The following is a 25,612-nucleotide window of genomic DNA, read 5'->3' on the forward strand; positions in this document are numbered from 1 at the left end:
GCTGTTTTTGATTGATTTCTTTCTATATCGTTGTTTGGCGATAAGAGATAAATAAATTTAAAATTTGTAATAAAAGAGAGAAAAAAAGAAATAATTGGGTCGATGTTACAGCTTTTGGCGGGAAATACCTATATTTGTATAGAAATTTGGTGGGATAATGGCCGGAAGTTCGAAAGACATAATAGATTCACTGATTGCTAAGTTTCATGCTATGAGTGATTTATGTAAGGCTTTCGAGAACGAAAACGGTATTTTGAAAGAGCAGTTGATGCATCAGAAACAAGAGATGCAAGCTTTGCAAAGTAAGTACGAAGAGTTGGAGAAAAGATATGGAAATTTGAAACTCTCGAAGACGGTTGCGGGGCAAGATGGTTCGAGTACCGAAGAAACAAAAGTCAGGTTTGCCAGATTAGTGCGGGAAATCGATAAATGCATCTCACTCTTGAATGAATAGATGCTATGAACGATGATAAATTAAAAATAACTCTGAGGATCGCCGATCTGAAAACCCCGTTAGCCTTGCGGGTCGATTATGGAGCGGACGAAAAATATTGGAGAGATGCTGCCGACTTGTTCAACAAGCGTTGGGCTTTTTATAAGGACAAGTATAAAGACGGATTGATGGATTCGGAATCTATGATGGCGATGGTGGCGGTAGAGATGGCTCGATTGTACTGTGAAATGGTACAAGACCGTAAAACCTTGCTGGCCGATTTAAGAAAACTTGAAGCCGAGGCTGCGAAGATATTAGACGGACATACCGGAGAATAACGGTACGGAAAAGAGAGATAATTCCTGCACTGCGACAGGTCCTTCGAAAGGACAGGTTGGTAGTGCTTTTTTTATAACTATAATTTAGAAAAGATGAATTACATACTATTGATTTTTTCAGTAATTGGCGGTTTGGTCATAGGGGGGCTTGTGGTCTTTTTGGTGAACCGCTATCTGCTGGCGACTCGGTCGAAAACGATTTTGGAAGAGGCCGAAAAAGAAGCCGAAGTAATTAAGAAAAACAAGCTGCTCGAAGTGAAAGAGAAGTTTATCCACATGAAAGCCGAAATGGAAAAGCAGGCGAATGCCCGCAATGCCAAGATACAGTCGGCCGAGGCTAAACTGAAACAACGGGAAATGCAGCTTTCCCAGCAGCAACAAGATCTGCAAAAGAAGAAAAGTGAGACCGATGCCATTCGCGCCAACCTCGATACTCAGCTCGAAATGGTAGAGAAGAAAAAACAAGAATTGGAAAAACTCCATAAGTCCGAAGTGGAACGGCTCGAACACCTTTCGGGAATCTCTGCCGAAGAAGCGAAAGAACGTTTGGTAGAATCTTTGAAGGAAGAAGCCAAGACGCAGGCAGCCTCTTATATCAACGACATCATGGACGATGCCAAAATGACGGCCAACAAGGAAGCAAAACGTATCGTGATACAAAGTATCCAACGGGTAGCAACCGAAACGGCTATCGAAAACTCGGTTACGGTATTCCACATCGAATCCGATGAAATCAAGGGCCGTATTATCGGGCGTGAAGGTCGTAATATCCGAGCTCTCGAAGCGGCTACCGGGGTGGAAATTATCGTGGACGATACCCCCGAAGCCATTGTGCTTTCGGCTTTTGATCCCGTTCGCCGTGAAATCGCCCGTTTGGCCTTGCATCAGTTGGTAACCGACGGCCGAATCCACCCGGCACGTATCGAAGAGGTGGTTGCCAAAGTGCGTAAACAGATCGAGGAAGAAATCATCGAGACCGGTAAACGCACTGCCATTGATTTGGGCGTGCACGGTCTGCATCCCGAATTGATTCGTCTGGTGGGTAAAATGAAATACCGTTCTTCCTACGGGCAGAACTTGCTGCAACACTCTCGTGAAACGGCGAACCTTTGTGCCGTTATGGCTTCGGAACTCGGTTTGAATCCCAAGAAAGCCCGTCGGGCCGGTTTGTTGCACGATATAGGTAAAGTGCCCGATGAGGAACCCGAATTGCCGCATGCATTGTTAGGTATGAAGTTGGCGGAGAAATATAAGGAAAAGCCCGACATTTGTAATGCTATCGGAGCTCACCACGACGAAACCGAAATGACCAGTCTGTTGGCTCCTATCGTACAAGTGTGCGACGCTATTTCGGGAGCTCGTCCCGGCGCCCGTCGTGAGATCGTCGAGGCCTACATTAAACGGTTGAACGATCTCGAACAGTTGGCTCTGTCTTATCCGGGCGTGTTGAAGACTTATGCCATACAGGCCGGCCGCGAATTGCGGGTGATTGTCGGAGCCGATAAGATAGGCGATGCCGAAACCGAAAACTTGTCTACCGAAATTGCAAAACGTATTCAAGACGAGATGACTTATCCCGGTCAGGTGAAGATTACTGTTATCCGGGAAACTCGGGCCGTAAGTTTCGCCAAATAACAAGGAGACGCCATACCGCTCCACTTTAAAAACGAATGACGAGGCCGTAGGGCGTTACCCGAATGAAATTCGTGTACGATCTATGGCTTTGTTCTTGTTAACGACAAATTCGAAATGGATAATACAAACGATAACAATACGATAAATCCGTCGGAAAAAACACAGCTCGACCCGTGCGCTTGTCGTCGGAAAGGTGCGAAATTGGAAGTCTACGACTGGCTATCCGATATTCCCGAATCGCACGACGATACCGATTTAGTCGAGGTGCGTTTCAAAAATACCCGAAAAGGATATTACCGTAATACAACTCATATCAAACTCGCTCCCGGCGATTTGGTCGCTGTCGAGGCTTCGCCCGGTCACGATATTGGTGAGGTTACTCTCACCGGGCGTTTAGTCTTGATACAGATGAAAAAGAACAATGTAAAGATCGATAATCCGGAGTTAAAGCGTGTCTATCGGAAAGCCAAACCCAATGACTTGGAAAAATTCGAAGAAGCTAAGGCGAAAGAGCATGATACGATGATTCGAGCCCGCAAGATTGCCGAAGATTTGCATTTGAATATGAAGATCGGCGATGTCGAATATCAGGGAGACGGTAATAAGGCCATCTTCTATTACATTGCCGACGAGCGGGTCGATTTTCGCCAGTTGATTAAAGTGTTGGCCGAAGCGTTCAGGGTGCGTATCGAGATGAAGCAGATCGGGGCGCGTCAGGAGGCCGGACGTATCGGGGGCTTGGGACCCTGTGGTCGTCAATTGTGCTGTTCGGGTTGGATGACCAACTTTGTCTCGGTAGCGACCAGTGCGGCCCGTTTCCAAGATATAGCCCTCAATCCTCAAAAGTTGGCCGGACAATGTGCCAAATTGAAATGTTGCTTGAATTATGAGGCCGATGCATACGTGGAAGCCCAGAAGCGGTTACCATCGCGAGAGATTCCGTTGGAAACGAAGATAAATACCTATTATCACTTCAAAACCGATATTTTCAAACGTGAGATGACTTATTCGACCGATAAGTCTATTGCCGCCAATTTGGTAACGATTTCTGCCGATAGGGTATTCGAGGTAATTGCTTTGAATAAGAAAGGAATAAAGCCCGATACATTGGAGTCGGAAGCCGGAGCTCGTGCTCCCGAACGTCGTGATTTCGAAGACGTGGTGGGACAAGACAGTTTGACTCGCTTCGATAAGGCGAAGAAAAATAAGAAACGGAATAATAACGGAGGTAATAACAATCGTCGTCAACAGTCGGGCGAACGGAATAACCGTTCTAATAATAACAATCGGAATCAGAACAAGGCTTCCCGTGATGGAAATAAAAAGGGCGGAAATGACAATGGCAACCATACGGCTGCTGCTCGCAACGGTAGTGAAAACATTTCGTCTAAACCTGCCGCTTCCGATAAGAAAGAATAGATGGGCGTATGTGGAGGAACTTGGTAAATACAGGTATCGTTTGTCTTTTGCTGGGAGGCACGGTCTCCTGCGGGCGAACCGATGTGTATAACGAGTTTAATACCCTTCCTAAAAACGGCTGGTTCAAACGGGACGTACAACGCTTTACACCGGAAGTTCCCGATACTGTGAACCGGTATGATGTCTATTTGTCTCTGCGGCATAACGGAGATTATACGTATAGGAATTTGTGGCTTTTCGTTTCTTACAACGACGAGGGCGGAGTTTTGAAAACCGATACGGTAAATTGTGAATTGGCCGATGAGTTCGGACGATGGTCGGGCGGAGGTTGGGGCTCTTATTATCAGCAGGAGGTTTTGCTGAATGACGATTTCCGTTTTTCGGGCGAGAAGGAACATGTCTTCACTGTGCAACAAGCTATGCGGGACGATCGTATCAGAGGAATTTCCGACGTGGGGATTCGTATCGTTCCTCATGAAGAAAAATAATACGAAATCGAAGCACAACGATTCGGTAGAAAATCCGTGGGGGATAGGCTTGAATTTTAGCGATGAATTCTTTGGCAATAATCCCATTTCGGACTCATCGATGAGGTTGATACGTTTCCTCTGTTGCGGATTTTAATCCCTCCGTCACTGCGTGCCACCTTCCCTATATGGCTGCTCCACACAGAGGAGGAGGGAGACACATACCTCTCTGTTCCTGTTATCGAAGGTACTAACACTTCTCCCCTGTGTTTCCGTAGGGGAAATATAGGGGAGAGACAGAGGAGCGATAGCGACGAGGAGAGGGGTTGAAAAGATGGCATATAGTATCTTTGTAGAACTAACCCTTCCGTCTTTCGGACACCTCCCCTATATTTTGCGGTGCAAAACACAGAGGAGGAGGTTTAATACCTTTCTGCCACATTATTTTATCGAAAGAGAAGGATTGCATTTACCCTTCTCCCTTGCCGTGTTCCGTAGCATTACGGGGAGTTGCGTTAGCAATAGGGGAGACACCGAAGAAACGATAGTTTCTGAGGAGAGGGGTTAGATGTATAAAAACATAATTCTTTCTGATTTTCCACGGAGTCATATCTTTGCTAAATTATCGACTGAGCCATTATAACCGATAGGGTATATTCAGAAATGATAAGCCCTATTTTTGTCTATAAAAAGAGAGTTGCCCTTTACTCCCGCAAAAGGCAACCCAAGTTCTCAAAAATTAAAAGATGCAAATTGAGACTTTATGTGATTATTAATTCCCTTCCTGAAATTTTTGATTCATTTTCAACAGGTTTATCGTGTAAGCTACTACATTTTGGGATTCTTGAATGACAGTGAGGTAAACGATTCCTACTTTGATGTAGGAGACTTGTTCCCGCATGTGACGTATTTCTTCCCGTTTGAGTACACCTAATTGATTGATGAGTATATTCCCTTGATTGTAGAGGGCGGCAAGATCTCCGAACGCATCTTTTTCGATCGATTGCCGGCTTTCCTCCAAGAACGATACGATCGATTGTGCTATCTCTCCAAAGCTGTCTTTCTGACTTTGCTCCAAAGGATTGAAATTATTGTCGGTATGTTCCAAACAAGGTTCGCAGGTCCTTTTTATGGAGTGGATAATGTCGTAAGAGAAATCGTTCCCTTGAAAATAATAGAGACCTTTTTCTAATCCTACTTTGTCATTCAAGTGGGAGACTCCTATGGTTCCCAACCGTTTTACTTGTTTGAAGTATCGCCGTTCCGTTTCTATATCGCCCATCGCTTTGCGCAGGGTTCTGTAACTTTCGTTGAGGAAACCGGTGGTGACTCGATGATATAGGTCGGCACTCCATTCGAGGACTTTGGCGAATTCTTCCCGGCTGAATTTTCTCAATAAGACAAGTGCTTCTTGCTTGTCTTTGTTGGCGACCATCTGTTGTGCCAGCGAGCTGTTTTTTTCTTGTTTTAGTTTTTTATTGTATGATATTTGGCTGTGTATGAGCATATAAGCGGCTAATGCTCCCAACAGGATAATAGCGATACTACCTCCGAAATAGACAATCATCGTCACTGTAAAACAAATCAAAAAAGCGGCTCCGGCCGTGAGAAACCAACCTCCGATAACGGAGATGACTCCGGTGATACGGTAAACGGCACTATCGCGTCCCCAAGCCTTGTCGGCAAGAGACGTACCCATAGCAACCATAAAGGTGACATAGGTAGTGGATAGGGGTAGTTTCAACGAGGTTCCCAATGCGATCAACAAGCTGGCAAGCACCAAATTTACCGAGGCTCTAATTAAGTCGAATGCCGCACCGTGTTCGAGTATGACTTCGTCTTTGTCGAATCGGGCGTTGAGCCAAGTTCTGGCTTTGGGCGGTATGTTATTGACAATAAAAGAAGATGTATTTGTTGTCATGCGCACCAATTTACGAGCGATGGGAGAAGTCCCGAAACTTTCTTCTCCGGCTTCCTGACGGGATAGGTCGAGAGAGGTTTTGATTACGTTATGTGCTTTTTTGGAGGTGAGCAGGGCGACAACCATAATTATACCTGAACCGATGAGGAATATGGAAGGCGTTGAAGCCGAATCGAGAAGAGAGGTCATCAAGTACTGATCGGGACTGACGCCGTTGCTGTTGGCGATGTAGTCGTGGTAGGTCGAATAACCGGCCAAAGGCATACCGATAAAGTTGACTAAGTCATTTCCCGCAAAAGCTAATGCCAGAGCAAAAGTTCCCAACAAGACGACTATTTTCAAAATGTTTATGCGACACCACATGAGTACTTGCATGAGTATTGTCGTGCATAGGAAGCAACAGCCTAAAAGTATTTGTGTGTTGTCGTGAATCCATTGGCGGTTTTCGGGAGTCATCAGCGTGGACTCTTTTAATCCCTTGATAAGTATGAAATAGATGATGGAGGTAGCCGCGAATCCGCCGAACAGCGCACCGAAGTATTTTAACTGTTTCTGGTAATTGAATTTGAAAATCAAGCGGGCGATGTATTGTACCAAAACACCAAAGAAGAAGGCGATGGCTACGGATACGAAAATGGCTACGATTACTTGCAGAGCTTTGTCTGTATTGATGAGGTCTCCCATTTGCAAGGCTCCTGCGCTATTTATCGTTTTCACGATAGCCAAAGCAAATGTGCCGCCTAACAATGCGAATATCATCGATACGGTGGTCGATGTGGGAAGTCCCATCGTATTGAATATGTCGAGTAAAACTACATCTGTGAGCATGACCGCCAACAAGATACTCATGATTTCGTTCATGTAGAAATATTGGGGCTGATATATTCCATGCCGTGCGATATCCATCATACCGTTCGACATGGAGGCTCCTACAAAGATTCCTATTGCGGCGACCGCCATAATTACTTTGAAGGGGGCTGCTTTTGCCCCGATAGCCGAATTGAGGAAGTTGACGGCATCGTTACTGACTCCCACCGATAAATCGAAAATGGCGATGAGAAAGATAAAAATAACGATGATCAGATAGAACGTTTCCATAATGTCCAATTTGCATGTTTTTTCACTCGCAAAGAAACGATATTGATGTTACAGAAGCGTTACAAACATGTATCTATCTTGTTTCTTTTCTTCGATTTTCGTCGGTGGAGTGCCGGAAATTCGAGCAGGAGATTCTGTAAGAGGCAAAAATGTCCTCGGTAATTGTTCGATTACTTTCGGTATCATGGCTTTCTCAATAGACTATCTTCGTCGTAACTCGATTTTGTAAAGCTCGTTAAGGGTTGCTTTCATTCGAAAGTTGGATTATATCCAGAATTCTATAATCGTATTTGAAACAGTTGAGTCCTATGCGAATTTTCCTCTCTTTCCCGGAAAGATTCGGACGAATTGTAATATTGTTTTTGACCGGTAGAGTGGCCGATGAGATGATAATTTCTCCCCAGTCGTAGGAATAGTCTGCCCTGTCGTTGTATAAATCATTTTCTACTCCGTTCAGGTAGCATTCCACACCGTTTACTTCGAACCAGTTGACGAGGCAAAAAGGATTTTTTTCTTCTGCACTATAAACAGTTAGCTGCCCTCCTCCCGCCGGTATCGTATATTCGTCTCGGGTCGTTTGTGCCAAATCTGTACTTTCGATTTTCAAAGCGACCGGATTGAATTTTTCTTCTTCGTTAATAAAAGTACAACCGGAGAATATCACGATATTTGTGAGTATCAGTAGCGTTCCAAGTATTTTTTTCATGAGCTTCCGAATGAAAGATTACTACTTAATAAATGCCAATTGTGTGAATTACTGCATTTCGAGCTTTGCATTTATTACGCTTTTCCATATCTAAACGGATTGTCGATGGACTATTTCTTTTTGCTTTTATTCTCTTTTTTTATCGAACCTGCCGATTTTTTCGATTTACTTGCATTCTTCGTTTCTCCGGGTTCGGGCTTTTTCCATCTTAAAATCTGAGCTGTCCGTGCCGGGAGGTAGAGCATGAGCCATTCTTTGTTGTCTTTTTCGAATAACGGATCGTGTCGGGTGAGGTGTTTCACTTTCATATCAATGAGTCCGTATCCTCCGAATGCAGGATCGTCGCTACTGAGTATGTGCTCGTATTCTCCTGTCGGGGCCAAAATGCCGTATCCGTTAAAGGATTTGAACGGGTGGAAGTTGAATACGAAAAGCAGATCGTCGCGCAGGAATGCGAGTACTTGGTCTCCGTCGTTTTCACAGAGTTTGACGATAGGGGTTCGTTCGAATTTTTTCTTTTGGCTTATGATGTGAATCATGGCTTCGTCGAAGGCTCCGAGGTATTGATATTTCAAATCGTTTCGGTCTACGAGGTCCCATTGCCGACGGGCGTATTTATAGGACCAGCCGTTTCCTTGACGCGGAAAATCGATCCATTCGGGGTGGCCGAATTCATTTCCCATGAAGTTGAGGTAACCGCCGTTGATGGTCGAGAGGGTTACCAGCCGTATCATTTTATGCAGGGCCATGCCTCGATCTACGATCAGATTGGTATCTCCCTTGCTCATGTGCCAATACATGACGTCGTCGATGAGCCGGAAAATAATGGTTTTATCGCCGACCAGTGCTTGGTCGTGGCTCTCGGCATAATTGATGGTCTTTTCATCGGAACGCCGATTGGTCAGTTCCCAAAATATGGCCGTGGGTTTCCAGTCCTCGTCTTTTTTCTCTTTAATGGTCTTTATCCAGAAATCGGGTATTCCCATAGCCATTCGGTAATCGAACCCTATTCCTCCGTCGTTGAATTTCGCTGCTAATCCCGGCATTCCGCTCATTTCTTCGGCGATGGTTATCGCCCGCGGATTTACTTGGTGAATGAGTTCATTGGCCAGAGTGAGATAAACGATGGCGTTGTCGTCCTGCCCTCCGTTGTAATAGTCGTCGTACGAACCGAAAGCCTGTCCCAAACCGTGGTTGTAATAGAGCATCGAGGTGACGCCATCGAACCGGAAACCATCGAACCTGAATTCGTCGAGCCAGTATTTGCAGTTGGAGAGCAAGAAGTGGATTACATCGTTTTTTCCATAGTCGAAACACAAAGAGTCCCAAGCGGGGTGCTCTCGCCGGTGGTCGCCGTAAAAGTATTGGTTGTACGAGCCATCGAATCGACCTAACCCTTCGACTTCGTTCTTGACAGCGTGAGAGTGTACGATGTCCATAATGACGGCTATTCCCATTTTATGAGCTTCGTCGATGAGCGATTTCAATTCGTCGGGTGTCCCGAAGCGGGACGACGGGGCGAAGAAACTGGATACGTGATACCCGAAAGAACCGTAATAGGGGTGCTCTTGTATAGCCATGATTTGTATGGCGTTGTATCCGTCGGCAACAATGCGGGGAAGTATCTTTTCTTTAAATTCGGTATAACTGCCAACTTTTTCTTCTTGTTGCGCCATACCGATGTGACATTCGTAAATCAGCAGCGGGGAGGTTTGGGGGCGAAACGGCTTTTTTGAAAAAACGAAAGGCTTTTCGGGATCCCAAATTTGTGCCGAGAAGATATATGTTTCGGGGTCTTGCACGACTCTCGTGGCCCAAGCCGGAATGCGTTCTCCTTGTCCTCCGGGCCAGTGTACGGATAGTTTGTAAAAGTCGAGATGGTGTAACGTATCGAGTGGAAGTTTTATTTCCCATACTCCTCTGCCGATGGCTAATAACCGATATTCGGGGCGTTCTTTCCAGTTCGAGAAGTTTCCTATCAAATAGATAGCATTGGCATTGGGCGCCCACTCCCGAAATACCCAGTGGCCGTTTTCTTTATGTAATCCGAAGTAAAGATAGCCGTCGGCAAAATCGGAAAGGTTTCCTGTTCCTCCGGTTAGTTCCGAAATTTTTTCCACGGCACGATTGTGCCGGCCTTCGATAGCCTGTTTATAGGGAGCCAGCCACGGGTCGTTTTTTATCAGTTTCAGAGTTTTCATAGGGCTGTATTTTAAGGAGGAATATAAAGAGCGATGCAGTTACTGCTTCTGCCCGTTGTTTCTGTACAAAGAAAAAACAAATGACCCGATGTGAAAATTTTTTGCACGGCCGGGCTCGATTTCCTTTGCATCACGTGCAAATATAATGAAAGTCGAGCGCAGAACAAACAAGTTTATTTATTTTTATATCGAATGTGCTTTTTGTATTCGGTAAGTTTAAATATATGAAAATTGATGCCGGAGACGACCGTGTGGTCGAAAAATCGACTTTGTGTTTTCCCCCCGGAGGTTATTTTCGGTGTGTTTTACTTCGATGGACAACTTTCTTTATCTTTATTCCTTCGGGGAAATTTGTCACTGATGAGAGGTGTGGCGGTTCGACCGGCGTATGTGGGGTGGGTTTTGCGACAGCCGTATTCTGTATTTTTTTCGGTTCAATAGTTTCGGTTTTTTCTCCTTCGTGTGGAACTGTGTTTGTTGCCGTTTCTTTCCCGTTTGTCATCGGTTGGGTTTCGTTAGAGACGGGAGTAACCTCGGCAGAGTCTTTGGGGGTGTATTTGCGAGCATAACGTTCGAGGGTGTTAATGCTGCTCATGAGCGTTTTCACTTCTTTGGGATGCTGCATAATATCGAGTTCGAGCAATTGTGCGTAATAACGCAGCAATACTTGATTGCGTAACAGTTCTATTTGCATACGGCTATTTGCCAGTTCCCGGGTGAATTTCTGTTCTTGTGTTTCCATACTTTTTTTGAGGCAAATGTATGGTCGGGGCATTCGCATTTTATGGCATGATTGAATTTTTTTTACCCGATCGGTATCGGGTAAAAGTAGGGAGGAAGGGATATGTCCGATAGAAGCAGACTGATGAGATGTCGTTTTTCAATACCATAAGCAAGAATGATGTAGTATTTCTAACCCCTCTCATCGTCGCTACCGCTCCTCTGTCTCTCCCCTATATCGCTAACGCAACTCCCCGTAATACTACGGGGCACGGCAGGGGAGAAGTGTTAATACTTTTGATAACAGGAACAGAGAGGTATGTGTTTTCCTCCTCCTCTTTGTGGCGTCAGCAATAGGGGGAGGTGGCACGCAGTGCCAGAGGGGAAGTCCGAGAGAATATTTATGTCGTTATTTCGGTGCGATGTTCAATTCGAACGGAGTATCGGGCGTATATCCGCTACGGATTCTCCACTCTTGCGGGTAGAGGTTGTTGGTTCGGTTGCCAAGATGTTTTGCCCAGCCGAGGGGAAATCCTTCATAGGTGACAAGTATATATCCTCGGGGTAAGTCGGTGGGCAGGAAGAGGCTTTCTCGTCGGAGGTAGGCAAGGGCTGTGTCGAGGGAGGCCTCGTAGCGGACGACTTTATTCATATCGAAGGCTGTGGAGAGTGCCAGCGAGATATGTGGCACGTAGTCTTTTCCTTTGAGCGTGGCTACGGTGATACCGGCGTGCAACAGGTCGAGATTCCGGTCGAGGAGTTTATAATCGGTTGTATACTCGGCCGGGATAGCGATAATTTTCTCTTCGTCGGATATGAATGTATAGCGGTCGGGGTTGGCAACGAGAAGCCTCCATTCATCGGGTATAGCTATTCGGGGTGTTTTATTTTTTTTGTTGCGTTTCTCTGTCTTTTCGGCTGTCGAGAGGAGAGCCTCTCGTCGAGTTTCACCGGGTTCGCCCGGTTTCCGAAGGATTGCCATAAAGAGACCTTCGCCCCGGGTACGGTGGGGCATGAAGCGATAGGCGGGCAGATCGCCAACGAGTGCAGGCGTTATGTTCCAAGCCGGGTCGATATCGACTGTGAGAGGTATGGCCCCGAACTTTTTTCGGAGGAAACCGATCATCTCCTCGTTTTCTTCGGTGTTGTAGGTACAGGTGCTGTAAATGAACAATCCGCCGGGGCGTAGAGCGTTCCACACATCGGTGAGAATGGCGCGCTGTCGCTCGGCGCAATGCGCCACATTCGCCGCTGACCACTCGGTGATGGCGGCGGGGTCTTTGCGGAACATACCTTCTCCCGAACAAGGGACATCGGCGGCAATGATGTCGAAGTATTCTTCGAGTGCGCCGAATGCCGAGGCTTCGTTGCGGGTGACTATGCAATAGGGCGATCCCCATTTGACAATGTTTTCGGCGAGGATATGCGCCCGGTTGGGTATGACTTCGTTGCTGACGATTAAACTGCCGACCGGGAGCGACGCAACGGCATCGGTCGATTTTCCACCGGGTGCGGCACAAAGGTCGAGATAACGGACCGGCTCATGAACGTATTGCCGTATTACCCGATTGAGGAACATCGATGCCGCTTCTTGTACGTAGTAGGCTCCGGCGTGAAGCCGGGGGTCGAAGGTAAACGTTGGCCGGGAAGAGAGATAGAACCCATGTCGAGCCCAGAGAACCGGATCGCCTATCGTGCCTGTCGGAGTACTTTTCGAAGGGTTGAGCCGTATGCTTGTCGGAGATTCCGATTCGAGGGCCTCGGCAAAGCGGGGATAGTCGTCGCCGAGTAATCGGCGGGTACGTTCGATAAATGGGGCAGGCAGGTCTGTCATAACAGTTTCTGTTTTTCTCTTTGGGCAAAAATACCTATTTTTGTCGAACGGTGAAAATGGGTTTTGCCGATAAATCGAATTTGTATGCTCAAAACCGCATTATATCTGATTCCTGTTCCTCTGGGCGATACACCGGTCGAGCAGGTGCTACCTTCTTATAACCGCGAAGTAATAGCCGGGATACGTCACTTTATCGTAGAGAATGTGCGTTCGGCCCGACGGTTTCTCAAAAAATCAAATCCCGATATTTGTATCGACGACTTGACGTTTTATGAATTGAACCGTCACACGGAGGCGACGGAGGTGTCGGGTTTTCTCGAACCGTTGCGGCGGGGATATGCGACAGGCGTGATTTCGGAGGCCGGTTGTCCGGCTGTGGCCGATCCGGGGGCCGATGTTGTGGCGATCGCCCAACGGGAACATTTGCCTGTGGTTCCATTGGTGGGACCTTCGTCGATATTGATGTCGCTGATGGCTTCGGGATTCAACGGGCAGAGTTTCGCTTTTCAGGGTTATCTGCCTATCGAGGCGGGAGAACGGATAAAGAGAATCAAGCAGCTCGAACAACGGGTATATGCCGAAGGGCAGACGCAGATATTTATCGAAACGCCTTATCGTAATCATAAGATGATAGAGGATTTGGTGCGTTCCTGTCGTCCTCATACGAGGTTGTGCGTGGCGGCGGGTATTTCTTGCCCCGATGAAAGTATTCGTACGCTCTCGTTGGGTGAGTGGGCGAAGACGAAGTATGATTATCAGAAAACCCCTGCCATTTTTTTACTTTATAAGTAGATTTTTTCCCTTTGATTATAGAGTTTAACCCCTTCGCCCTGTGGGCACTCCCCCTATATTTCCTTGCGGAAACACAGGGGGAGAGGGGGATGCCCTAATCCGCTCTCTCTCTGCTGTGGTTATTTTTTTCAACCCCTCCGTCTTGTGGACACCTCCTCTATATTTTGCGTTGTAAAACACCCCGTAAGGCTACGGGACACGGCAGGGAGGAGGTTAATACCTTTCTGTTTTTTCAACCCTTTTGTTTCTTCGTGACACTTTATCCTATATTTTATTTGCCACAAAACACCCTGTAATGCTACAAGACACGGCTGGGGAGATGAAGGACAATCTCTATTGGCAGAATCGTTTTTTTTTGCCTTTATGCTTCGTCGGAGATCGAAGAAATTTAAACGGATTCTAAATATCTTACCTTCGATAATTTTCAATTGTGCCGTTAAAAAGCTATCTTTGTGCCCCGAGGAGAAAAAAGGATATGAGCTTACAATTTCTAAGCCTTGCCAGCGGCAGTAGCGGCAATTGTTATTATCTGGGAAACGAGGAGTATGGCATACTGATCGATGCCGGCAAGGGTGTGCGGACGATCAAGAAGGTTTTGAAAGAGTATGGTATCCCTTTTGAAAAAATCGTTGCTCTGTGCATTACCCACGACCATGCCGACCATATCAAGGCGGCAGGGACATTAGGCGAAAAATACGGCATACCCATTTATACCACCGAGGCCATCAAGAACGGAATGAATCGTAATTATTGTATGGTCGATAAAATTTACAGCGCTCATCGGCCTATTGTAAAAGAGATTCCGTTCAAGATCAAGGATTTTACGATTACAGCCTTCGAAGTACCCCATGACGGGAGCGACAACGTAGGCTTTTTTATTTCTTACGGGAATTTGTATTTTGCTTTTGCGACCGATTTGGGGCATATCACGCCTACGGCAGATAAATATTTGCGGCAAGCTAATTATCTGGTCATCGAATCGAATTACGATGAGGCGATGTTGCGTAACGGTTCTTATCCTCTTCATTTGCAGAGACGTATCCTTGCCGATAGCGGCCATATGGACAATGCCCGTACGGCCGAATATTTGGCTCGAATCTATACGCCGGCTTTGCGAAATATTTTTCTATGTCATCTCAGCGGGGATAACAATCACCCTGAACTGGCTTATAAGACGGTGGAAAACCGACTTTACGAGGAAGGCATACGAGTGGGTAAAGATGTGGAGTTGGTGGCACTTACCCGTAATCACCCGTCGGAGCTTTATACGTTTGAAGAGTCGGAAAGAATGGATTGGAACAGTGCGGTTTCGGGAGAAGATGACTGTCTTGGATAGCCGGATCGTTTGCCGGAGTGTCAAAAATAGTGGTTGCGAGAAATTTTTTTGAATAATCGTTTGCCGGTTTCTCGAAAAGAGTTACCTTTGCACCCGTTCCGTCTAAGAAGTCGACTCCGTAGCTCAGTTGGTAGAGCAAATGACTCTTAATCATTGGGTCGAGGGTTCGAGTCCCTCCGGGGTCACAGAAGCGCTTGCAGAAATGCAGGCGCTTTTTTTGTAAAAATTCGATAACAGGAACAGAGTGATGTATCTCCCTCCCCCCCCCCTGTGTTCCGGCAAGGAATATAGGGGGAGAGGAGAGGGGGGTAAATATCTGATATAAACGGCTTAACGAGATGTTGTTTTCAACCCTTCCGTCCTTGCGGACACCTCCCTATGTTTTGCAGGACAAAACACCCCGTAATGCTACGGGGCATGGCAGGAGAGAAGGGAAAATACCCACAAAGCATCGGAGCGAATAAAAGCGGTTCAAAAGGATACTTTCAACACTCTCCCTCTGCTCGTCGTAGATGAGATAGGGGGAGTGCCCGCAGGGCGAGGGGGTTAAGCCTTCAAAATATAATATGCTATCTTTCAATTTCTTTTCTCAAAAACTGTTGTTCCTTCGGTATCTTCCCTATATGGTTAACGTAACTCCCCGTAATGCTACGGGACACGGCAGGGGAGAAGGGGAAATGCAGATTCCTCTCATTCATTAACATTCAAGTCTATCCCCATGAATTTTCTACTGAACCTATATTTATACACAGCCCCGCACAGATGTCATCTGTGCGGGGCTGTGTATATTGGGATTTTATCCTTGCCTACTGCGTTAAGGAACCGATACGAGTGTAGCTCGGTCGTTTACTTTGACTATATAGATTCCTGCGGTGGGGACAGTGAACGATTGGGCTTGTTTGTCGAATAGGTGTTTCCCGGTCATTGTGTAGACTGATATCGATTCGTTCTGGTAGCCTTCAATTATGATTTCCCGCCCTATGGCATATACTTTGTTTCCCTGCTTAGGCATGGAAATTCCCGATGCCCAACCTTCGCTTTGCAGGGTGACGGGAATCGAAGGTAGAATGTCGTTACCTGTGAGGTAGTCGTATTGGACGTAAGAGGCCCCGAAATGGAGAGAGTTGTCCTTGACAGAGGCATTTTGAAGATTGCTCATGCGGTCGATCCGAAAGCCTTGACCGATCCAATCCGTGAGGTCGAAACAATTCTTGTCGTTGACGGTCACGGTACAGTCTCTCCCGTTTCTGAAAGTGGCAGACGAGAGAGCCGTATTACTTGACAAATCGAGCATAAAGAGGGGGCTTCCGCTACACTCAAAATCGGAAAGTGAAGTGCAAGATGACACGTCGAGGTATGAAAGTCCGGAATTTTCATAAAGAGAGACGGAGGTTAACTTTTCGTTTGTGAGCGATAGGTTCGCAAGTCTCGGACAATTTTGCAAATGAAATGTGGATAATTCTGTGCAGCCCGACACGTTCAGCTCTTCGAGCATTGTGTTCCCGCCGATAACCAGTGTCCTGATGGAATCGTTTGTCGGGCGGAAAGTCGTAGCGTTACTGCCCGACAGTCGAAACATTTTGAGGGAAGGAAGACGGGTAAAATCGAACTGGTCGATGTCGTCGAGTGGGTTATTGTCGGCCATGAGGTCTTGGAGAGCCGGGAGAATCCCGAAAGAAAAGTTTCGCAATCGGTTGTCTTCACAAGATAAGTAAGTCAATTTGGGTGAGTTGGATATACGCAATTCTTCTATGCGGTTGTCTCCGCAAGCCAGCCATGCGAGATCGGGGTGATTTTCAAATATGAGGGTGTCTATATTGTTGTGCTGGCAATTTACTTCGGATAGATGCGTGTTTCCCGAGAGGTCGACCGCTTGGAGTTTGTTGTTCAAGCAGTCCAACCTTGTGAGGTTTTTGAAGAATTCGAGTCCTTTTAGTGTTGTTATATTGCGTTCGTTTACATTGATATAAGTTGTTTCGTTAAATTCATAGTCGGACATATAACCGTCGTTCAACCAGTCTATGGTGTGTAAATATTTCTGAAAAGCCGTGTCGGGGAAAACGGTAACATCGTCAATAGCGAGATAGTGCTCAGGGGCTATCATGAACGGAACCGAGTTGTACTCGGTCGGGCCGATAATCTCACCGATGCCGTCATTGTCCAAATCGGTGAAGATATCGACTGTGGCGATAGTTCCCTGTTCGGCTGTCAATAAGGAATTGTAGACGTATGTCTGTTCCTCGCCTTCTTTCAGTACGAGGAAATCGCTTTCAAAAGGTTGGGCTATACCGTTCCCGGAGGCTTTGTCGTAACAAAAAGCGTTGATGCAGCCGATAAAGCAGCCCGAGGTACAACGTACCGTGAAAGAGGCTTCGAATTTATCCGGAGACACGCAGCCTTGATTTTTGACCGCAATGGGCGAGACGAGTTCCAATACGCTTGTTTCGGGTGCGGGCAACACGGTTATGTCTTGTTCGCATATTGGCTGGTATTTGACTCGTAACTGCAATTTGTATTCTCCTGCCGGAACGGGTCTGTCCATGGCGCCTATTAGGATTTCGCTCCAAGAAAAATCGATTGTATCTCCGGGAGTCAAGTCTACCGGCCTTTGTTTGCTCCAAGAGTATGAATTGTCGGTTCGGGTGAGAAGAAGTTGTATATCTCCGGAATACTCATAACCTGTTACGGAGAGTTTTATATCGAAGTCGGCTCGTTTCCCGCTATACAGCTCGTGCTTGGGGGTAATTTGACTTGTAAATATGGGTTCTATCGCCGGAAGCGAGAAGTTTTTGCCCTCATTGGATACTGTTAGCGACAGGTATTGTATTTTATTGGAAGGGAACGGAACTACTTTTGTTTGATTCTTGCCCGTTATTCGGTAAATAGGGTAAAGATTGTATTCGCCGATTGGCAGCTCCGGTAAATTATCGAGGGGGATATCAAAGAAATACCGCTCATTGTATTGGGCCGGAAAAGATTCTGTGGTTATGAAGTGGAATTGGGAGTCTCCTCCATTCGATGGCTTGATTTCGATGCCGGTCTCGATGCTTATAGTTTCCTCACCGGCGTTTATCACATCGGCATTATAGCCAAAACTTCCATTTTGGGAATCTGTTAAAAACAAACTCCCGTATCCGATAATGGAGAGGGGAACGTGTCGGTTCGCATCGGGGCGCTCTATACCGTAAACGATACATTGTCCCGAACTGTAATCGCCCGCTCCTCCGCCGATACCGACATCGCTCAAACGAATGGCATAGAGACGGAAATAGCCGTTGGCATGACCACCCCACCCGAAATTGAAATGGAAATAGCCGTTCCCGTCGTATCCGTCACAGACGAACGCATGCACACCTCCGGCATAATATAGAGGTCTATTTTCTGATAATTCGTTATAAATAAGGTCTTCCCATGTTTTAATGCCATATTGGTCTTTTTCGGCGTAAAGTACTCCGTTGTATCCGAAATAGTCGTTCAGGGCAGGAGCGATATTTGTTGAAAAAGCGGCACTTTCGGTGGCTCCGTATTTCATTTTTACCGCCACACCGCAATGGTACATCAGTTCGGCCACTTCCGTGCAGGCTGTTTCTTCGCTTCCCGTTCCGTATGTAGGGGTCATTTGTTCCCAATTGTATCGGGCTTTGCTGAAATCGACATCTCCGTAGGAGCCCGATCCTTGTTCCGGCCAACGGTGGTGATACATGAGGATAGACATGGCGGTAGCCACACACCCCGTGGGAGCATGTTTCCCGTTTATAATCGGAGTTAGACGATTGTAAGGATCGTCTTGATTCCACATAGCCTCGCATAGCGGGGCGATAGCCGGTTTGTCGGGGGTAGAACCTTTGGGAGAGGCCGATATCGACTGTGTTTGATTTGCGGCCCATTCCAGTTCATCGGCGTAGCTATTCAATAATTCCCTTAATCCATCTGGAATATTGTGAGGGTCGAAGCTACCTTCGTCTGCGTAACCCAAGACTATCGGTTCGTTTTGTGCTCCGACGACAACGAAGCCGTCTGTTTCGCCTCGGTTAAAGATATAATAAGCCGTTTCGTTGTTACTCAGCATTCTTTTTTCGGCTAATTTTAGTCGTGGGCTTTGTCGGGAAATGTCTCGTTTGGAGGGAATTTTTGTAATCCGTTCGTTGAAAAATCGACAAGCCTCTGCGCGGGCTGTTTCTTCATCGATCGATTGGGCTTGGAGTAGCAAGGTACAAGCACTCAGCATGCCAATCATAAAAGTAAGTTTTATTTTCATATCATGTTGGTTATTGGGATTTTCATTCTCGGCTTATTGCTTAAATATCTTTGTTACAAATATAATAATATAAAAATTTTTTATCCCGATTTTATAAAGAAAATATAATTGTCTATATTATTTTATAATAAGAGACTCTTTGATTTTGAAAATACACGAATGGGGCGCGAGGGGGATATTGCGTCCGAAGGCGATGGAGTTTGAGGGCAGGACTGTTACCCGGTAATTTGATTTGCGCTTGTGGCTTGGTAGGAATTTGAAAGGGCTCATTGATACTTCAAATCCCTTCGTTCTTGCGGCCACCTCCCCTATATTTTGCTGGGCAAAAACACCCCGCAATGCTGCGGGACACGGCAAGGGAGAAGGTTAGAATGTTTTGTCTTGTTGCGTAGAAAACTACAAAAGCTAAGAAATGTGTTGTACTCCTCCTCTGCGCACGAATGTGCGATAGGGGAGGTGTCTGTAAGGACGGAGGGGTTGAAAACGCCATCATATCAGTCTGTTTATACCGGACATATCCCTTTCTCCCCTGCCATGTCCCGTAGCATTACGGAGAACGGTGTTAGCTATATATGGGAGAGAATATACAAGAACAATCCCCACTAAATTTTTACTGACCTATTTTTTTGCCTAATATGCAAATGGTAGGCTGCATCTTCTGTATTATGTATGGTAAAGAGTAGGCTTTGCCATAAAACAAAAAACACCTGCAAGACTGATTCTTACAAGTGCGGACATATATAGTTGTTTTTGGGGATAGTGGGCGTTGACGGATTCGAACCGCCGACCCTCTGCTTGTAAGGCAGATGCTCTAAACCAGCTGAGCTAAACGCCCTTGTTTTCGTGAGCTTTCGCTCAACAAGGTTTTGTCCAAGATTTTGTGGGCGTTGACGGATTCGAACCGCCGACCCTCTGCTTGTAAGGCAGATGCTCTAAACCAGCTGAGCTAAACGCCCGGATAGTTTGCCGAAAAGCGTTGCAAAGGTAATACTATTTTTTTATCTGCAAAACAAAAAATGAAATTATTGTGTAAAAATTGCCGGGGAAATCGTATTTTTGTACTCTATTTCAAATAAAAGACTATGGAATTATCATCACTCACGGCTATATCTCCTGTCGATGGCCGCTATCGCAATAAGGTGAAAAATTTGTCGCTTTATTTTTCGGAATGGGCACTTATCCGGTATAGGGTACGGGTCGAAATCGAGTATTTCATTGCATTGTGCGAATTGCCGCTTCCTCAGCTCTCGGGGGTAAATCCTGATTTGTTTCCGGCGTTGCGCAAGATATATACCGATTTTACGGAGGCCGATGCCGAAAAAGTGAAGTCGATAGAGTCTGTTACTAATCATGATGTGAAGGCTGTCGAGTATTTTATTAAAGAGAAATTCGACGAATTGCATTTGGAGGCTTATAAAGAGTTTATCCATTTCGGGTTGACTTCACAGGATATTAATAATACGTCGGTTCCTCTTTTGTTGAAAGAGGCTTTGCACGATTGTTATTTCCCAGTGTTGAAAGATATGCTGGCTATTATCAACCGGTATGCCGAGGAATGGAAAGATATTCCCATGCTTGCCAAAACTCACGGGCAGCCGGCATCGCCCACCCGTCTGGGGAAAGAGATACGGGTATTTGGCTATCGGTTGGAACGGCAGATGGCTTTGCTCGAATCGGTTCCGGTGAGCGGTAAGTTCGGAGGAGCTACCGGTAATTTCAATGCTCATCGTTTTGCTTATCCCGATATCGATTGGCCGGCATTCGGGAATAGATTTTTGAAGGAGCGGTTGGGGATAGACCGGGAGGAGTGGACCACTCAAATTTCGAATTATGACAATCTCGCCGCTCTGTTCGATGCTTTGCGTCGTATCAACACGATTGTGATAGATCTCGACCGGGACTTCTGGCAATACATTTCTATGGAGTATTTCAAGCAGAAAATCAAAGCGGGAGAAGTGGGTTCGTCGGCAATGCCTCACAAGGTGAACCCCATCGATTATGAAAATTCGGAGGGGAATCTCGGAATAGCCAATGCCATACTGGACCACTTGTCTTCGAAGTTGCCGGTTTCGCGCTTGCAACGCGACTTGACCGATTCGACCGTGTTGCGGAATGTGGGTGTTCCTTTGGCTCACACGCTGATTGCCTTCCATAGTACAATCAAGGGCTTGAATAAACTGTTACTGAACGAACCGGCTATATATCGCGATCTCGATCAGATGTGGAATGTGGTAGCCGAAGGTATCCAGACGATTTTGCGGAGGGAGGGTTATCCTCACCCGTACGAGACTTTGAAGGCTTTGACACGGACGAATACGGTAATTAATGCCGACTCCATACGGGAATTTATCGATACGCTCGATGTTTCGGAATCGGTAAAAGAGGAATTACGAAAGATAACTCCTCACTCATATACCGGGTTTTGATGAGGTGGGGAAGCCTCGCAAGATTAGATGAAAAATAGAAATGAGACTTGTAACCGAAGGAGAATAAGAGAACCTCTTATTCTCCTTCGACGTTTATCGCATGCCGGTTCTGTATTGGGTTCAGTAGAAAATCAGAAGGAATAGACATGAATTTTAGCGATGAAATTCTTGACAATAGCAACAGTTCGATCTCTTCGATGAAGGATTGAGAAAGATAATGTATTATGTTTTTGAAGGCTTAATCCCCTAGCCTTTCGGGCACTCCCCCTATCTCATCTGCGATGAACAGAGGTAGGGTGTTGATACTTTGATATGTTTCCTCTGTTGCGGATAATTTTATTTAACCCCTCTGTCCTTCGGACACCGCCTCTATATTTTGCTGTCGCAAAACACCCCATAATACTACGGGACACGGCAGGGAAGAGGTTTTAATAATCTCACTCCAATCCCTCACTGTTCTAAAAAAAAGGGCTGAAATGTCCGGCAATGCCACATAGATACAATAGGAAGAAAAGATTAAAATGGTAATTCTCATTTCGGCACAGGGATAGATTTTACCCTTCTCCTCTGTGTCGTATAGCGATAGGGGAGAGGCCGAAGAAACAGTCGTTTCTGAGGAGGGGGGGTAAATATGCAAGGATAACCCCACTGATTCCCGTATTGAGTATGTATTTGTTGCTTTGAACGGTTGTAAGGCAGATTCTTTGCAAGCCGGACGAACAAAAGGCCCGAGCTTTTGTTTTTTTAAGCAGAAAATAACAACTTATTCGATTGTAATAGAAGCAAAATGAAAAATCCTTCGTATCTTTGCAACGTGTTTACAAACATAGGCTGCGGCTCGATAGTAAATTTGTTTTTACTTTCGGTTTGCACTAATTTTTGTTTATGAGAAAAAATAACTATCATTTATAACAGATGTTTTTTAATAGGCCGAGAGGCTTGTATTTTTAATTACAAACAATTTCTATGGAAAGCGAAAAAAGAGCTAAGCGTCCGCGCATCGGAATGTCGAACCGCGAAGGTGCGACCGAGCGATATGAAAAAGTAGAGTACAGAAGAAATGGAGGAGAAGAGGGACACTCCTCGTACAGTGCAAATGCGGAAAGACCATACTATCCCCGCAATAACTATGGAGATGGAGGAAATCGTTCTTACGGCAACGAACGTCCAAACAACTATGGTAATCGTCAGGGAGGGTATAGCAATAACCGTCAGGGCAATTACGGAAACAACCGTCGGAACAATAATTACAACAATACTCCGAGGTATAATCAGGATTATAATCGTAATAACGAAGTGGGAGAGGGCTTCCAGCAGCCTTACGGGGAAAGTGAGAGACCTCGTTATCCGAAGCAAAACAATCGCCCGGGCGGATATAATAACCGGGGGTATAATAATCGCGGAGGATATAATCAGAATCGCCAGCAACCGCGTCGGAATAATAAGGTGTTCAGCCGCCCGCAGCGCATCGAATATGAGTTGCCGGAGGTGGATCCGAATGAACCGATTCGTCTGAATAAATTTATGGCTAATGCAGGGATCTGTTCCCGTCGTGAGGCCGACGAATTTATTCAAGCCGGAGAAGTGTTGGTCAACGGGGTTGCCGTGACCGAACTGGGAACGAAGATTACCCGTAATGATACGGTGACATTCCGTGGCAAGGTGGTGACTTTGGAACGTAAGATTTACGTATTGTTGAATAAACCTAAGGATTGTGTGACTACATCGGACGATCCACAAGGACGACTCACGGTGATGGATATCGTGCGTAACGCTTGTACCGAACGTATTTATCCGGTGGGACGTCTTGACCGCAACACGACCGGTGTGTTACTGCTGACGAACGATGGCGACCTTGCATCGAAACTGACGCACCCGAAGTTTATCAAGAAAAAGATATACCATGTGTGGCTCGACCGAGATGTGAGCGAGGAGGATATGCAACGAATCGCCGATGGTATAGAATTGGAAGACGGCCCTATACAGCCCGATGCCGTAAGTTATGCCAACGAGACGGATATGAACCAAGTGGGTATCGAGATTCATTCGGGGCGGAATCGTATCGTGCGTCGTATTTTCGAAGCCTTAGGGTATCGTGTGGTTAAACTCGACCGGGTTTATTTCGCCGGGCTTACCAAGAAGAACCTGCAACGGGGACGTTGGCGTTACCTCACTCAGCAAGAGGTGAACATGTTGCAGATGGGTTCATTCGAATAAGAAATGTTTATCACGTCCCGAACGGTTCTCCGTACGGGACGATGCTTAAAAAAGTGTACAATTATATAGAAAAGTATGGAAACAATGAAAAGAACCAAAGTCGTCGATGCATTTGATGCATCTCTTTACGGGACAAAAGTAAATGTAAAGGGTTGGGTGCGTACGCGCCGTGGCAATAAGAATGTGAATTTTATTGCCGTGAACGACGGTTCTACCATTAAAAATATACAGGTCGTGGTGGACCTCTCCAAATTTTCGGAAGCGGAGATGAAACCGATAACGACCGGTGCTTGTATTAGTGTCATCGGTACATTGGTGGAGTCGCAAGGTAAAGGTCAGCAGGCCGAGATACAGGCCGATAGCATAGAGCTTTACGGCGGCGCCGACCCCGATGTATATCCGTTGCAGAAGAAAGGGCATACGCTGGAATTTTTACGGGAAATCGCACATTTGCGTCCTCGCACGAACACATTTGGAGCAGTGTTGCGTATCCGTCACAATATGGCTTATGCCATTCACAAATATTTCAACGATCGGGGATTTTTCTATTTGAATACTCCGTTAATTACGGGTAGCGACTGCGAAGGCGCAGGAGCTATGTTTCAAGTAACGACTCTTGACTTGAACCAAGTACCTAAGACCGAGGACGGAGCGGTGGATTATAGCGAGGATTTCTTCGGCAAACCTACCAGCCTCACTGTATCGGGACAGCTCGAAGGTGAATTGGGTGCGATGTCTTTGGGCGCGATTTATACGTTCGGCCCTACGTTCCGCGCCGAGAATTCGAATACGCCGCGACATTTGGCCGAGTTTTGGATGGTAGAGCCGGAAGTCGCTTTCAATGAAATCGGAGAGAACATGGATTTGGCGGAGGATTTCCTCAAATACCTGATTCGTTATGCGCTCGATCACTGTCAGGACGACCTCGAATTTTTATGCCAAATGTACGACAAGGAATTGATCGACCGGTTGAAGTTCGTCGTGGATAACGATTTTGTGCGGTTGCCGTACACCGAGGGTGTAAAAATATTAGAGGAGTCGGGTCATAAATTCGAATATCCAGTCTATTGGGGCGCCGATTTGCAGAGCGAACATGAGCGTTTCTTGGTAGAGGAACATTTCAAGAAACCGGTTATCCTTACCGATTATCCGAAAGAGATAAAGGCTTTTTATATGAAAATGAACGACGATGGCAAGACGGTTCGGGCGATGGACGTGCTGTTCCCCCGTATCGGCGAGATTATCGGAGGTTCGCAGCGTGAGGAAAATTATGATAAGTTACTTGCCCGTATCGAAGAGTTGCATATCCCGATGAAGGATATGTGGTGGTATCTCGATACCCGCCGTTTCGGTACGGCTCCCCACTCGGGTTTCGGGCTCGGATTCGAACGGTTGCTGTTGTTCGTTACGGGTATGACTAATATCCGCGACGTGATACCGTTCCCTCGTACACCGAAAAACGCAGAGTTTTAAAGAGGTTTTTTTGTATAATTAAACGGGGTTACCTGTAAAGGTAACCCCGTTTTGTGATTTAGTAGAAAATTTGTGAGGATAGACTTGGATTTTAGAGATGAATCTCTGTCGACAACCTCATTCCGGATATCTTCGGAGAAGAATTGAGAAAGACAATATATTGCTTTTTGAAAGTTTAATCCCCTCGCCCTGCGGGTACTCTCCTTGTATCCCTTTATGGGAACACCCCGTAAAGCTACGGGACACGGCAGGGGGAGAGGGGGATGCCCTAATCCGTTCCCTCTTGCTGCGGGTATTTTTGAACTCCTCCGTCACTACGTGCCACCTCCCCTATCGTA

The 25,612-nt window shown here is 46.2% G+C and carries 17 protein-coding genes and 3 tRNA genes; 12 read left to right on the forward strand and 8 right to left on the reverse strand.

Annotated elements, in window-relative coordinates:
* Positions 1 to 157 precede the first annotated feature (157 nt).
* The 6 genes from QVD32_RS00065 (at position 158) to QVD32_RS00090 (ending at position 4,449) form a co-directional block, all read left to right on the forward strand.
* Positions 158 to 454: a coiled-coil domain-containing protein gene (locus QVD32_RS00065; RefSeq protein WP_008862754.1), complete on the forward strand. Its 297-nt coding sequence runs from the start codon at positions 158 to 160 to the stop codon at positions 452 to 454.
* Positions 455 to 459: 5 nt separating this feature from the next.
* Complete coding sequence (locus QVD32_RS00070) at positions 460 to 771, forward strand: cell division protein ZapA (protein WP_021890905.1); 312 nt, start codon at positions 460 to 462, stop codon at positions 769 to 771.
* A gap of 93 nt (positions 772 to 864) precedes the next feature.
* Complete coding sequence (rny, locus tag QVD32_RS00075) at positions 865 to 2,406, forward strand: ribonuclease Y (RefSeq protein ID WP_008862752.1); 1,542 nt, start codon at positions 865 to 867, stop codon at positions 2,404 to 2,406.
* A 114-nt stretch (positions 2,407 to 2,520) separates the two neighbouring features.
* Positions 2,521 to 3,825, forward strand: a complete 1,305-nt coding sequence (locus QVD32_RS00080; protein ID WP_021890904.1) for a PSP1 domain-containing protein — start codon at positions 2,521 to 2,523, stop codon at positions 3,823 to 3,825.
* Between the two features lie 8 nt (positions 3,826 to 3,833).
* Positions 3,834 to 4,313: a gliding motility lipoprotein GldH gene (locus QVD32_RS00085; RefSeq protein WP_021890903.1), complete on the forward strand. Its 480-nt coding sequence runs from the start codon at positions 3,834 to 3,836 to the stop codon at positions 4,311 to 4,313.
* Positions 4,300 to 4,449 carry a hypothetical protein gene (locus QVD32_RS00090; RefSeq protein WP_195242007.1) on the forward strand — a complete coding sequence of 50 codons (150 nt, stop codon included), beginning with the start codon at positions 4,300 to 4,302 and terminating at the stop codon, positions 4,447 to 4,449. The genes QVD32_RS00085 and QVD32_RS00090 overlap by 14 nt, the downstream gene beginning before the upstream one ends.
* Positions 4,450 to 5,064: 615 nt before the next feature.
* Here the strand turns inward: QVD32_RS00090 and QVD32_RS00095 are convergent.
* The 5 genes from QVD32_RS00095 to QVD32_RS00115 form a co-directional block, all read right to left on the reverse strand.
* Positions 5,065 to 7,311, reverse strand: coding sequence for an inorganic phosphate transporter (locus QVD32_RS00095; protein WP_008862749.1), 2,247 nt, complete (start codon positions 7,309 to 7,311; stop codon positions 5,065 to 5,067).
* 235 nt (positions 7,312 to 7,546) lie between these two features.
* A complete protein-coding gene (locus tag QVD32_RS00100; RefSeq protein WP_021890901.1) occupies positions 7,547 to 8,017 on the reverse strand; it encodes a hypothetical protein in 471 nt (156 codons plus the stop codon).
* 110 nt (positions 8,018 to 8,127) lie between these two features.
* The gene (locus QVD32_RS00105) at positions 8,128 to 10,218 is read right to left on the reverse strand and encodes an alpha amylase C-terminal domain-containing protein (protein ID WP_008862747.1); all 2,091 of its coding nucleotides are present in this window, start codon (positions 10,216 to 10,218) and stop codon (positions 8,128 to 8,130) included.
* Positions 10,219 to 10,507: 289 nt separating this feature from the next.
* Entirely contained in the window at positions 10,508 to 10,960 is a 453-nt protein-coding gene (locus QVD32_RS00110) for a hypothetical protein (protein WP_021890898.1), read from the reverse strand.
* A gap of 387 nt (positions 10,961 to 11,347) precedes the next feature.
* Complete coding sequence (locus QVD32_RS00115; RefSeq protein ID WP_021890896.1) at positions 11,348 to 12,772, reverse strand: methyltransferase RsmF C-terminal domain-like protein; 1,425 nt, start codon at positions 12,770 to 12,772, stop codon at positions 11,348 to 11,350.
* Positions 12,773 to 12,856: 84 nt separating this feature from the next.
* Between QVD32_RS00115 and QVD32_RS00120 the strand changes: the two genes are divergently transcribed.
* The 3 genes from QVD32_RS00120 to QVD32_RS00130 all read left to right on the forward strand — a co-directional run bounded on the left by QVD32_RS00120 (position 12,857) and on the right by QVD32_RS00130 (position 15,085).
* A complete protein-coding gene (locus QVD32_RS00120) occupies positions 12,857 to 13,564 on the forward strand; it encodes an SAM-dependent methyltransferase (RefSeq protein ID WP_021890895.1) in 708 nt (235 codons plus the stop codon).
* Positions 13,565 to 14,039: 475 nt separating this feature from the next.
* The gene (locus tag QVD32_RS00125) at positions 14,040 to 14,900 is read left to right on the forward strand and encodes an MBL fold metallo-hydrolase (protein WP_021890880.1); all 861 of its coding nucleotides are present in this window, start codon (positions 14,040 to 14,042) and stop codon (positions 14,898 to 14,900) included.
* Positions 14,901 to 15,012: 112 nt separating this feature from the next.
* Positions 15,013 to 15,085 (forward strand) — tRNA-Lys (locus QVD32_RS00130).
* A gap of 629 nt (positions 15,086 to 15,714) precedes the next feature.
* Here QVD32_RS00130 and QVD32_RS00135 read toward each other — a convergent pair.
* The 3 genes from QVD32_RS00135 to QVD32_RS00145 all read right to left on the reverse strand — a co-directional run bounded on the left by QVD32_RS00135 (position 15,715) and on the right by QVD32_RS00145 (position 20,114).
* Positions 15,715 to 19,158, reverse strand: coding sequence for a C10 family peptidase (locus tag QVD32_RS00135; RefSeq protein WP_118686943.1), 3,444 nt, complete (start codon positions 19,156 to 19,158; stop codon positions 15,715 to 15,717).
* A gap of 760 nt (positions 19,159 to 19,918) precedes the next feature.
* Positions 19,919 to 19,993, reverse strand: a tRNA-Val gene (locus QVD32_RS00140).
* A 46-nt stretch (positions 19,994 to 20,039) separates the two neighbouring features.
* Positions 20,040 to 20,114 (reverse strand) — tRNA-Val (locus QVD32_RS00145).
* 126 nt (positions 20,115 to 20,240) lie between these two features.
* On the opposite strand from QVD32_RS00145, the gene purB reads away from it, so the two are divergent.
* The 3 genes from purB (at position 20,241) to asnS (ending at position 25,274) form a co-directional block, all read left to right on the forward strand.
* On the forward strand, positions 20,241 to 21,584 hold the full coding sequence (gene purB / locus QVD32_RS00150) for an adenylosuccinate lyase (protein WP_021891526.1): 1,344 nt from the start codon (positions 20,241 to 20,243) through the stop codon (positions 21,582 to 21,584).
* 966 nt (positions 21,585 to 22,550) lie between these two features.
* Complete coding sequence (locus tag QVD32_RS00155; RefSeq protein ID WP_021891525.1) at positions 22,551 to 23,801, forward strand: pseudouridine synthase; 1,251 nt, start codon at positions 22,551 to 22,553, stop codon at positions 23,799 to 23,801.
* A 75-nt stretch (positions 23,802 to 23,876) separates the two neighbouring features.
* Positions 23,877 to 25,274, forward strand: coding sequence for an asparagine--tRNA ligase (gene asnS / locus QVD32_RS00160; RefSeq protein WP_040296184.1), 1,398 nt, complete (start codon positions 23,877 to 23,879; stop codon positions 25,272 to 25,274).
* The last annotated feature ends 338 nt before the right edge of the window (positions 25,275 to 25,612 follow it).

The sequence above is a fragment of the Barnesiella sp. genome (assembly GCF_022723415.1).
Taxonomy (GTDB): Bacteria; Bacteroidota; Bacteroidia; order Bacteroidales; family Barnesiellaceae; genus Barnesiella; species Barnesiella intestinihominis.